Genomic DNA, 12237 nt, shown 5'->3' on the forward strand with positions numbered 1-12237 from the left:
TCCCGCAGACGGCTAAGTTAATCCATAAAAAAGGTGCCCCGTAATAACGGGACACCTTTTTTTATATGAATTACGCTTGTGCTTTTAATGTTTCTGCTTTGTCCGTGCGTTCCCATGGAAGATCGACATCTGTACGGCCGAAGTGTCCGTATGCAGCTGTTTGTTTGTAGATTGGGCGACGAAGGTCAAGCATTTTGATGATACCAGCTGGACGAAGGTCGAAGTTTGCGCGAACTAGGTCAACAAGGACTTCTTCGCTAACTGTACCAGTTCCGAACGTATCAATGGAGATCGATACAGGCTCTGCCACACCAATTGCGTATGCCAATTGAACTTCCGCTTTATCGGCAAGGCCGGCTGCCACGATGTTTTTCGCAACGTAACGTGCAGCGTATGCAGCAGAACGGTCAACTTTAGTAGCATCCTTACCAGAGAATGCACCGCCGCCGTGACGAGCGTATCCGCCGTAAGTATCAACGATGATTTTACGTCCAGTAAGACCAGCATCCCCTTGAGGTCCGCCGATTACGAAACGGCCAGTCGGGTTGATGAAGTACTTAGTATCTGCATCGATCAACTCGGCTGGAACGACAGCTTTGATCACATGTTCTTTTAGATCGGCTTGAATTTGTTCAAGCGTAACTTCTGCATCATGCTGTGTAGAGATGACGATTGTATCTACACGTACAGGACGGTTATTCTCATCATATTCCACGGTTACCTGTGTTTTACCATCAGGGCGTAGGTAAGCAAGAGTTTCATCTTTACGAACTTGGGTCAAGCGGAATGAAAGTTTATGCGCCAATGAAATCGGAAGCGGCATAAGCTCTTCTGTTTCATTACAAGCGAATCCGAACATAAGACCTTGGTCCCCTGCACCGATTGCATCAATTTCTTCATCTGACATGTTTCCTTCACGAGCTTCCAATGCTTTATCGACACCAGCTGCGATATCGGCAGACTGCTCATCAATGGAACTCAAAACGGCACAAGTTTCAGCATCGAAACCGTATTTCGCACGTGTGTAGCCAATTCCTTTAACCGTATCACGAACGATACGCGGGATATCCACGTAAGCGGACGTTGTAATTTCACCAGCAACAAGTACAAGACCTGTAGTTACACTAGTTTCACACGCAACACGTGCATTTGCATCCTTAGCTAGGATAGCATCTAAAATGGAATCTGAAATCTGATCACAAATTTTGTCCGGATGGCCCTCTGTAACAGATTCAGAAGTAAATAGACGTTTCTTTGACATCATATTTCCTCCTTGGAAGTTAGTATGTTGTAGGCATAAGCCTGATTTTTACGGAACTCGTTTCCCTCATTAGTTTCAACTATAGACACAGAATTACTTATAAAAAACACAAAAACCTTCCCTGGCAAATGAGGAAAGGTTTAAAATTCTGTCTTCTATCCTTTCACTCTTATCGTTCAAGGGTTTTTTACCTTGCTCAGGTTAGCACCATCACCACTATTCCTTGAAGACCTTCGCTTTATTTTCGGCGATCGATCTTGGAGTCAAGTTCAATATGGCAGGTTGCTGGGTTTCAAAGGGCCTGTCCCTCCACCAACTCGGGATAAGAGAATCCGTACAATTTAAGATATTATCGTATCTGGCTGGAATTTGTCAATGCTTTTCTAAAAAGAACATTTCCACCCAGAACGGCGTTCATTTGAAAAAACATGTTGATACAACGTCCTAGAGGGGTTTACAACGCAATATACGAATAGAAATGTTGTAAATTGCCATTAATAATAAAGTATTGAATATCGAAAAGGAACGACATCCTGACTTTCCCTTTAGACATATATTGTTTACTTACTTCCTATTTAAATAAATTTTTCCTCATGAAAGTATATGCGATCATCCTGACTCGGTTCCTGCCGGATTAAAATGATTAATGCGGCCAGCTGAAAATAATCACAAATTAAAAGAAATAGTATAGACTAATTAAATGAATGTGTTATACTAATTATAATCTAAAAACTCAAACAAAGGAAGGTACCTCATATATGAATTCTGTAGATGTTTCTAATGAGTTACACCAATTATTAACAGGAAACAATGTGCAAACTCAACTATCAGTTCCTCAATTGGTCGAAAAAGTACTAAGCAGAAATGAAGGCGTTTTAACATCAACCGGCGCGGTAAAAGCTGAAACTGGCAAATATACCGGTCGTTCACCTAAAGATAAATATATCGTGGAAGAAGCATCAGTTAAAGATAAAATCGATTGGGGCCCAGTGAACCGGCCGATTTCCGAAGATGTGTTCAATAAACTATATAATAAAGTAGTTGACTACCTAAAAGCAAAAGAAGAGATTTTTGTTTTTAAAGGTTTCGCTGGTGCAGACGAATCATCACGTCTTCCCATCCGTGTTGTTAATGAATATGCTTGGCATAACCTTTTCGCCCATACTTTGTTCATCCGTCCAAACGAAGAGGAACTGAGAGGTCACGAAGCTGAATTCACGATCGTTTCTGCACCTAACTTCAAAGCGGACCCAGAAGTGGACGGAACTACATCCGAAACGTTCATCATCATTTCTTTTGAACGCCGTACGATCCTGATCGGCGGAACGGAATATGCAGGAGAAATGAAAAAATCGATCTTCTCGATCATGAACTACTTACTTCCAGAGGCTGGAATCCTTCCAATGCATTGCTCTGCCAACGTAGGACGTGAAGGGGACGTCGCTTTATTCTTCGGACTGTCCGGTACGGGCAAAACAACTTTATCAGCAGACACTAGCCGTAAATTGATTGGCGATGACGAGCACGGCTGGTCTTCTAACGGCGTATTCAACATCGAAGGCGGCTGCTATGCAAAAACGATCAACCTTTCACGTGAAAAAGAACCGCAAATTTTCGATGCAATCCGTTTTGGTGCTGTATTGGAAAATGTTGTTGTTGATCCGGATACGCGTGAAGCGAACTATGATGACAGTTCATTGACTGAAAACACTCGTGCTGCTTACCAAATGCAAGCAATCGATAACATCGTGAACCCAAGTATTGCAGGACATCCAAATACAATCATTTTCTTAACGGCTGATGCTTCAGGAGTTCTGCCTCCAATCAGCAAGCTTTCCAAAGAACAGGCAATGTTCCACTTCCTAAGCGGATACACTAGTAAATTGGCTGGTACTGAAAGAGGCGTAACTTCACCGGAAGCTACATTCTCCACTTGCTTCGGTTCACCATTCTTACCGCTTCCAGCTACACGCTATGCTGAGATGCTTGGTGATAAAATTGACGAGCACAATGCAAAGGTATACCTTGTCAACACAGGATGGACTGGCGGTGCATACGGAACTGGAAGCCGTATGAAACTTGCTTACACCCGTGCAATGGTACAAGCGGCGCTTGAAGGTGAATTAGCGAACATCGAAACGATCAAAGATGATATCTTCGGTTTGGATATCCCGCTTCATGTTCCTGGTGTTCCTGATGAAGTGCTTCAACCAATCAAGACTTGGGCAGATCCTGCCGCTTATAAAGAAGCAGCAACAGACCTTGCCGCACAATTCCGTGCAAACTTCAAGAAATTCAAAAGCGTTCCAAGTGAAATCGAAGAACTTGGCGGCCCGACAGCTTAATAAATTGTACACAAAAGGACCAAGCTCTTGCTTGGTCCTTTCAGTTTGTCGGTAAGAAACGTCACTTCCCGAACTGGATTACTTTATTAAGTGCCATGGAAAGGGAAACACCTCGTCTAATGTCGAATAAAGTACCAAGTAACCCGAAATACGGCATCTTCGCTCGAATTTACTGTCTTATACCCGAATACGCGTCTACCGTCGAATTCACTGCCTTGAAGCTCGAAATACGCCATCTGTGGTCGAAATTACTGCCTTATAGCACGTAATAAGGCGACTGCTCTCGAATCTACTAGCTTACAGCCCGAAATACGGCTCTTTCAGTCGAATTTACAGCCTTATAACCCGAAATATGGCGGCTTCGCTCGAATCTACTAGCTTACAGCCCGAAATACGGCATCTGTAGTCGAATTATAACTGCCTTTCAGCTCGAAATACGCCATCTGTGGTCGAATTTACTGCCTTGCTCCCGAATACACCGTCTACCGCCGAATTTACTGCCTTACAGTACGAATACGCGTCTACCGTCCAATTCACTGCCTTTCAGCTCGAAATACGCCATCTGTGGTCGAAATTACTGCCTTATAGCACGTAATACGGCGACTGCTCTCGAATCTACTAGCTTACAGCCCGAAAATACGGCTCTTTCAGTCGAATTTACTACCTTGTACCCCGAAATACGGCATCTGTAGTCGAATTATAACTGCCTTGAAGCTCGAAACACAGCGGCTGCGCTCGAATCTACTAGCTTACAGCCCGAAATACGGCTCTTTCAGTCGAATTTACTACCTTGTACCCCGAAATACGCCATCTGTGGTCGAAATTACTGCCTTATAACCCGAAATATGGCGGCTGTGCTCGAATAATTGGTTAGCCGAGACTCTGCTAGGATGCTTGCGGTGAGGAGGCTTGACGTACAGGAAGCGGATCTGAAAACACCTGGATCGTTTCCACGTTCTGAAAGGGCCTCGTTCTTGCATGGTCCTTTTTTTCAGTGGAAAAAGGGCACTGTGATAGTCAGTGCCCCCTTAATCGTTATTCCATTATCGATGTTGTCCAAGTTTTTAGATGATCGCTTTATTCCTGTCTTTTTTCATGGACACCGTTTTGTATTGATATATATTGCCCAGGTTGGCCACCGGGATATCTGTTTTCGTTGCATCAATGCAATTGCGTGTATCCAGAATCAATTTATTGCTCATGAGATTCGATAGCTTATCATAATCCATCTGTTTAAATTCATCATGGTCCGTCAGGATAAGTATCAAGTCGGCATCATTTACAGCGTCTTCCACTGATACGACTGGCATCTTTCCAGATTTGACATGCGGGTCATGCAAGGCTACATCCATGTTTTCCATCCCCATCAAGATATTGACTACATCAATGGAGGGACTTTCACGAATATCATCTACATTTCCTTTGTAAGCTAGACCGAAAACGGCTACTTTTGGCTTCCGGATCCCCTCTAGCATCATCCTTACGGAATTTACGATGTAATAAGGCATCGATACGTTGGTATCACGGGCCAATTTAATGATTCTCGCATACTCTGGTGCCTTTGCAACGACGAAATACGGATCGACCGCTAAACAATGGCCGCCAACTCCCGGTCCTGGTTGGTGTATATTGACACGAGGGTGTTTGTTAGCCATCGATATGACATCCAAAACATTGATGTCCAGCTCGAAACAGATTTTCGTCAGCTCATTCGCAAGGGCGATATTTACATCCCTGAAGGTGTTTTCCATCAGTTTGGACATTTCAGCCGTTTTCGCATCGGTCTGAATGATCTCCCCTTGAACGAAGGTTTTGTAAACAAGACTTCCTTTATATGAGCATGTTTCGGTGATGCCCCCTACGATACGGTTATTATGAACCAACTCTTCAAGAATCCTTCCAGGTAAAACGCGTTCCGGACAATGTACGAGGAAAATGTCTTTTCCGATGGTAAGGCCCGTCCTCTCGATCATCGGTTTAATATGATCATCCATGCTTCTTGGCGCTATCGTCGATTCGATAATGATGACATTTCCTTTTTTGATAAAAGGAAGAATGTTTGAGGTTGCATCCATGACATGTGTTAAATCACAGGATTGGTGCATGTCCTTTTTATTTGGAGTAGGCACCGCGATGATGAAAACATCCGCATGTTCCGGGCTTAACGCAGCTCGGAACTTATTGGAAGCAATCACTTCTTCTAATACCTCATCCAATCCAGGTTCTTCAATATGGAGCCTGCCGCTATTCAAATTGGAAATAATTTCAGGATGGATATCCACGCCGACAACATCGACACCGTATTTCGCAAACATTAAAGAAGTTGGAAGTCCTATATAACCTAGTCCGATTGTACAAAGTTTCATATAAACCACTCCTATCTATTTTTCTGCTGCACTCAAATTTGTTAGGCTGTTTGATAGATTTCGATAAAGATTTCCTTCTCTTGTTTCCAATTGTATTTTTGTCGCGCCTTCAGGCAGTTTTGGCTCATTTCCGCCCTTTTTTCAGGATGCTTCAATAAGTAATTGACACCTTCGGCAATTGATTTTGGATCATGCGAATCGACACATACACCGATTTTTTCCGTATCGACAACCTTTTGAATTTCAGGAAAGCTGCAGGCAACCACTGGCACACCGCTCATCATGTATTCAAACAATTTATTTGAAGAAGCGGAGTAGTGATTAAAGCAGACATTATTCAATATCTGAAAACCTAAATACGCATTTTTTGTATAATGGAGCAGCTCGTCGACCGGAACCTTCGGCAGGAACTTCACACGATGCTCCAGGTTCATGTCGCTCACTTTCTTCATTAATTCATCCTTGATCCTTCCATCCCCGATAAAAACTACCGTTCCGCCCTCGATCATCGGTACAGCATCAACCAATTGCTCTAACCCTCTTCCCATTTGAACGCCGCCTTGGTATAACAATATCGGTTCATTCTCTGGCAAATCGAGCAGCTCATGCAAATTCACGGCCGTACTTTCCTCCGGATTGGTTGGAATCGGGTAGTTATGGACCACCTTGGGATACAGACCATATAAGTCTTCGTTATACTTAGCTCTCGTATGGTTTTCAGCGATCATTTCATCGACGAACATTAATAGGAATTTCTCCATCATCCCGTAAATTCGGCTATTATATCCCGTTCTGCTCGTTTGAACTTCATGCGAGTCATAAATCAGCTTTTTCCTTCTCAGCCATTTACTGCTGATCGCTCCCTGCATGAGCGTATTCAAGTCATTTGAATGATAGAAATCATATTTCCTTTTCCGGCCATGATAGATCATTTGACCAAAAATGTAGCTCCTCGTTAATAGTGTCGGCAGCTTCGTTTTCGTGATGAACAGGGTGCCCAGCGCAAGGAGTGCAAATGCACCGAACAGTATTCCCGACCCCACCCAGCCGTTGATCAAGTTCAAATTCCACAACGTATTCCAGATCACTAAGGCAAATAGGGCGATTTCAAACTTCTTTTTCTTCAATTTGCCTACGATCCTGAGAATCTTATTAAGCTCCTCCCAGCGGTTATTCACCCTAGTGACCGAGAAACCATTTTGGTGTTTCTCCTTTTTGGCCAAACCTTCGATTTTCCAGTTATGAATGGCAATTAAATCGACTTCATAACCCGCTTCTGTAAGTGCTGTGCATTCTCTTAGAACCCTCGCATCGTTCGTAAAGTGATTCCACACGAACATACATACTTTCTTCGCCATGTTGTCCTCCACTTCCGGATTTTTCAGCCTGACGCTTCCATCACGTTGATGAGACCTTTAATATTTTTAGACCATTGAAAATGTTGTATAGCATACCGATGACCGTTTTCTCCCAGTTCTTCACGAAGGGCCGAATCTGAGGCCATTGTCAATATATGCTGACAGATTTCATCAACATTTCTGCTCTCTGCCACCAACCCGCATTTCGCCTCTATAAGCATCTTCTTGGCCCTGCCGTCCACATCACCGACAATGGGTTTTCCGACACACATATAATCGATGATTTTACCAGGCAAGACCTTATTGAAGACTTCTTTTTCAACCAAGCTCACATAGGCAATATGAGACGTTGAAACTTCATGAAGAGTCACTCTTCGATTCATCGCATTAATCATCTTAATATTAGTCAGCCCTCTAGAGCTTATCTCCTTCTCCACTTCGGATATCCGATATCCATATCCAATCATCGAGAACTCGATTTGTTTATGTTCCCTTAGCTTTTCAGCTACGGCTATCAGTTTTTTCAAATCCTGGGCCAGTCCGATATTCCCCGCATAAACGACCTTGATTACCTTTTCCGATACGGGTGTAAGCAAGTTCTTTAACGTCAGCTCATCCGCAGTAAGCGAATTGGGGATGAATTGGATGGCCTCTTCCTTGACTCCCTTTGCAACGATATAATCCCTGAAACCAGGACTATTGATGATGATAAAATCTGAATGCCTATATAGCTTCCTTTCCAGGAAGAAAGCGATTTTCAATACCCACTTATTATTGAATACGCCTACACCTATCAACGATTCCGGCCATAAATCCCTGACATCGGTAATGAGTTTCGCCTTCATCTTTTTCTTGGCGATCAACGCTGCCAATGTAGGGAAGATCGGCGGGGTCGTGGCAAACACATAATCATATTTTTTTTCGAGACGGATGATTGTATAAATGAAAAGCCACATCGCTTCAAGATAATGAAGCAACCGCTTCCCCATATTGCTTGTATACCTCTTCACTTTGTCCGGCTTAATCCTGATGACATCTTCTTCAATGCTATCTTCATCCCAAAACTTTGTATCTTGATATAAACTTTGATTAGGATAACTCGGCTTCAATGTGATGACCGTTACCTCGAATCCGTTTCTTTTCAAATGGAGATATATATTTTTCATTCTATTTCCCGCACTTCCGATTTCCGGATAAAAGTTTTGCACGATCATCAGGACGCTTTTCATATTCGCCTATCACCTCTATTCTGCTTGGCTTACTTCCTGCTTTATATTGTAAATGCCAGATATTAACTTAAGGTTAAAGAAGTATAAAGTCATTATTAATATTGTAAAAATTCTGTTAATAATTGTTTCGTTTTTATATTTCCCCTGAACTTCCCGTTATAATGGGGGAGACATTCAGAAGGGGAGGAAATGAGCATGCCTAAACAACGTATTAAGGTCATGACCGTATTTGGTACAAGACCAGAGGCTATCAAAATGGCACCAGTCGTTTTGGAACTGAAAAAGCATCCAGAAGAAATAGAAACCATCGTGGTGGTCACCGCCCAGCATAGGGAAATGCTCGACCAAGTCTTGCGATGTTTCCAGATAAATCCAGATCACGATTTGGATATGATGAAGGATAGACAAACATTAGAAGAAATTACAACTCGAGGGCTTGAAAAATTGAGTTCGCTCATGAAAGACATAAAACCGGATATCGTCCTCGTACATGGGGATACCACGACAACTTTCATCGCCAGCCTGGCAGCTTTCTATAATAAGATACAGATTGGTCACGTTGAAGCTGGTCTGCGGACTGGTAATAAGTATTCTCCATATCCTGAAGAGATGAATAGGCAGCTGACAGGCGTCATGGCCGATTTGCACTTTGCCCCTACAAATCAGGCGGCAGAGAATCTAATTTCGGAAAATAAAAAGAGTGATTGTATCCATATTACTGGCAATACGGCTATCGATGCTTTGAAAACAACAGTAAGTAAAGACTATGATCATCCGATTTTATCTGGTTTGAATGGAGATCGCATGTTATTGATGACAGCGCACAGACGGGAAAATATCGGAAAACCAATGGAAGAGATATTCCGTTCCGTCAAACGGCTGCTTGAAGATTACACGGATATCCAAGTTGTTTTCCCGCTTCATAAAAACCCGGTTGTCCGTGAAATTGCTTACCGGATTTTCGGTGAAACGGAAAGGCTTCACTTAATAGAGCCGCTTGAGGTGCTCGATTTCCATAATTTTGCGGCGCACGCCCATCTCATATTGACAGATTCCGGAGGGGTGCAAGAAGAAGCTCCCTCACTTGGCGTTCCTGTCCTTGTGTTACGCGATACAACAGAACGTCCGGAAGGAATCGATGCCGGTACCCTTTTATTGGCAGGAATTGAGGAAGAACGAATTTATCAACTAGCCTCAGAATTACTTACAAATGAAGAAACCTATAAAAAAATGGCGACAGCTTCCAACCCATATGGAGATGGATTCGCTTCAAAGCGGATTGTCGATATCCTATTAACGCATTGCAAAGTGAAATCCCCCCTTCCATTATAAAAAATAAAATAGAGAGAAAAGCCTGTCACGTAAGCGGCAGGCTTTTTCTATTCAGCCAGATTATGAAACGGCTGCCTTCACTTTCATTAGCGAAGGATTAAAGCAAAGTCCAATTTAGATTTGTAAATGGTAAATACATATGTGATAGTTCGGGGAGATTTAACGTTTCATTGAAGTCAATCTATTACCTTGGAGGTGCTGTAATGTTCGGGAAGGATCCCAATTGTGTTAAATGTGGAAAATGAAGGGGGACGAAGTCGTTCTTGTAAAAATGCGTTATCCAAGGCGTAAAGGGGTGACTGAAATAAAAGCATATTTAAAAAATGAAGGAAGTTTCATCTGCGAAGCTTGTTTTGATAAGAAAATTTAATTCTGTCGAATGGATAGTCAACACGAAACAGGAGGATTAGCAAAAGACGCATTGGCCTCTTATGCAGAAGTATTTCATGGCGAACTGCAAACCTACGAGGAAGCTGATTTCCCAACACCTGAAGAAGCGAAACCTTGTTTAAAAATGGCCAGAAATACGCCTTGTATCCCCGGCCATTTTTAATAGGAATTCATTCGCTGAACACTCCATCAAAAAATATGAAAATAATTAAGGACATTTTTTCCAATCAATAAAACCGTGACGCAAATGAATAAGATACGGACATAGGAAGCACCTTTCTTAATGGCGAAGTTCGTTCCTACCAATGCTCCCGCGACCATTGCAAGACCCATCGGGATTCCATAGGCAAAATTGACGGTCCCCATAGATAAAAAAATGATAAGTGCGGCAATATTGCTTCCAAAATTCAATATTCTTGCATTCCCGGCTGCCTGGACAAAATCAAACCCAATGATCAGAAATGAAAATAATAAAAAGGAACCTGTGCCTGGTCCAAGAAAGCCATCATAAAAACCAATCGCAAATATTATGACTATCAAAAGTATCATTTTCTTCCTTGTCAGCCCTTTATATTTTGCATCTTTACCCCAATCCTTTTTTACCAACGTATAAATCGCGACAATGACCAGCAAGATCAAAATGAGGGGCTTCAATATCTCTGCGGAAACGAAATGTACAACGTATGCTCCTAACGCCGCTCCAATCACGGTGATCGGAAACAACTTGATGACGAAATTGAAATCCACTTTTCCAGCCCGAATGAATGAAATCGTACTCGTTAAAGACCCCATGGTACCCGCCAGCTTGTTAGTGGCAAGTGCCGCTGAAGGCGATATCCCCGTGAACAATAAAGCAGGAATGGAAATTAACCCGCCCCCGCCCACTACGGAATCGATGAATGCGGCAATAAAACCCGCAAGTACTAAAAATAGCAAAGTATAGAGATTGATATCCTCCATGTATTCCCCTTCTTTCAAAAGCACTATCTAAAATGCCATTACTCATTTTTCATCCAAATAATCGAATAACCTTTCTTCTGAAATGACCGTGAACCCATGCCTCCTAAGCAAAGCCGCGGTCACTCCATTCCCGACCTTCTTCCTCCCCTTGAATTCCCCATTATATATCGTGGCACTCCCACAAGATGGACTATTTTCTTTTAAGACGACTAACGTCGCCCCTACCTCCTGGGCTTTCAATAACGTAAGATTCGCTCCCTTTATGTACAATTCCGTTACATCCCTGCCCGACTTTTCGATGATCTTCGCTTTTCCATCAAGGACATCCCCACCTTCACCGCCAACTATCTCAGCAGGTTCCCTCGGTGTCGAAAAACCGCCAAGCAATTCAGGACAAACCGCTATAGCCTCCTTCTCCCTCATCAATGCCATAATTCCATCATCCAAGCTGTGAGTACCATTGTATCTTACCTCAAGGCCCGCTAAACAAGAACTCACCAAAATCATCAAACCACCCCGCCTCATGCACTTTACACCATTTTACCACTCTTTTCGTGACAATCATTTCGAAGATTGAATATCCACGCTGATAAAACCCCGTTTTACTTGAGTCGGATTTTTTTCACGAATTTTCCGTGCATCTGTCGAATTCCGCCAAAACAAAAAAAGCGCTTGCAGCGGAGACGATTCCCGGCAAGCGCTTGTCTATTTAGTTAGTTGAATTCAGTGATAGCAGTTGGTACGTAATGATGGTCTTTTCACTGGTCCATTCAATTTTTTGGATAACGGCTGTTCCGCTTGAATCAGATTGGATCGTTTTACGGACATCGATTGGAATATCGATAGGGTATAACCTGTAACCAGCTTTCGCCAACCGAAAAATGTTTTCTTCTTCACGGGTTTCGTTCCCTTTTGTAACGATCATGGTATTTAGCTCCATAGGCATGCCCATGTGTATCTCCTCCTCTTGCCAATATACTTAGTATATCCTTCATT

At 42.7% G+C, this 12237-nt stretch carries 9 protein-coding genes, 1 pseudogene and 1 riboswitch; of the genes and pseudogenes, 3 read left to right on the forward strand and 7 right to left on the reverse strand.

Going from position 1 to position 12237, the window contains the following annotated elements:
* Positions 1 to 70: 70 nt before the first annotated feature.
* Positions 71 to 1264, reverse strand: coding sequence for a methionine adenosyltransferase (metK, locus tag ACJ9PY_RS23740; protein WP_063574850.1), 1194 nt, complete (start codon positions 1262 to 1264; stop codon positions 71 to 73).
* A 163-nt stretch (positions 1265 to 1427) separates the two neighbouring features.
* A riboswitch (SAM riboswitch) is annotated at positions 1428 to 1590 on the reverse strand.
* A gap of 429 nt (positions 1591 to 2019) precedes the next feature.
* Between metK and pckA the strand changes: the two genes are divergently transcribed.
* Entirely contained in the window at positions 2020 to 3606 is a 1587-nt protein-coding gene (gene pckA, locus ACJ9PY_RS23745) for a phosphoenolpyruvate carboxykinase (ATP) (RefSeq protein ID WP_411739151.1), read from the forward strand.
* Positions 3607 to 4670: 1064 nt separating this feature from the next.
* On the opposite strand, the gene ACJ9PY_RS23750 is transcribed toward pckA, so the two are convergent.
* Genes ACJ9PY_RS23750 through ACJ9PY_RS23760 form a run of 3 tightly spaced genes read right to left on the reverse strand, consistent with a single transcriptional unit; the run spans position 4671 to position 8559 of the window.
* Positions 4671 to 5972: a nucleotide sugar dehydrogenase gene (locus ACJ9PY_RS23750; protein ID WP_268565118.1), complete on the reverse strand. Its 1302-nt coding sequence runs from the start codon at positions 5970 to 5972 to the stop codon at positions 4671 to 4673.
* A gap of 41 nt (positions 5973 to 6013) precedes the next feature.
* On the reverse strand, positions 6014 to 7330 hold the full coding sequence (locus ACJ9PY_RS23755; protein ID WP_411739152.1) for a glycosyltransferase: 1317 nt from the start codon (positions 7328 to 7330) through the stop codon (positions 6014 to 6016).
* 23 nt (positions 7331 to 7353) lie between these two features.
* Positions 7354 to 8559 carry a glycosyltransferase family 4 protein gene (locus tag ACJ9PY_RS23760; protein WP_411739153.1) on the reverse strand — a complete coding sequence of 402 codons (1206 nt, stop codon included), beginning with the start codon at positions 8557 to 8559 and terminating at the stop codon, positions 7354 to 7356.
* A gap of 195 nt (positions 8560 to 8754) precedes the next feature.
* Here ACJ9PY_RS23760 and wecB point away from each other — a divergent pair, with 195 nt between their 5' ends.
* Entirely contained in the window at positions 8755 to 9891 is a 1137-nt protein-coding gene (wecB, locus tag ACJ9PY_RS23765) for a non-hydrolyzing UDP-N-acetylglucosamine 2-epimerase (protein ID WP_411739154.1), read from the forward strand.
* 203 nt (positions 9892 to 10094) lie between these two features.
* Positions 10095 to 10261 (forward strand): annotated as a pseudogene (locus ACJ9PY_RS23770) (Fe3+ hydroxamate ABC transporter substrate-binding protein).
* Between the two features lie 209 nt (positions 10262 to 10470).
* Here the strand turns inward: ACJ9PY_RS23770 and ACJ9PY_RS23775 are convergent.
* The 3 genes from ACJ9PY_RS23775 to ACJ9PY_RS23785 form a co-directional block, all read right to left on the reverse strand.
* Positions 10471 to 11241, reverse strand: a complete 771-nt coding sequence (locus tag ACJ9PY_RS23775; RefSeq protein ID WP_057279177.1) for a sulfite exporter TauE/SafE family protein — start codon at positions 11239 to 11241, stop codon at positions 10471 to 10473.
* Positions 11242 to 11283: 42 nt separating this feature from the next.
* Complete coding sequence (locus ACJ9PY_RS23780; protein ID WP_411740324.1) at positions 11284 to 11748, reverse strand: DUF523 domain-containing protein; 465 nt, start codon at positions 11746 to 11748, stop codon at positions 11284 to 11286.
* Between the two features lie 202 nt (positions 11749 to 11950).
* Positions 11951 to 12193 carry a DUF2584 domain-containing protein gene (locus tag ACJ9PY_RS23785; protein ID WP_034310541.1) on the reverse strand — a complete coding sequence of 81 codons (243 nt, stop codon included), beginning with the start codon at positions 12191 to 12193 and terminating at the stop codon, positions 11951 to 11953.
* Positions 12194 to 12237 lie beyond the last annotated feature (44 nt).

Source organism: Peribacillus sp. S4 (genome assembly GCF_046715815.1).
GTDB lineage: Bacteria > Bacillota > Bacilli > Bacillales > DSM-1321 > Peribacillus > Peribacillus frigoritolerans.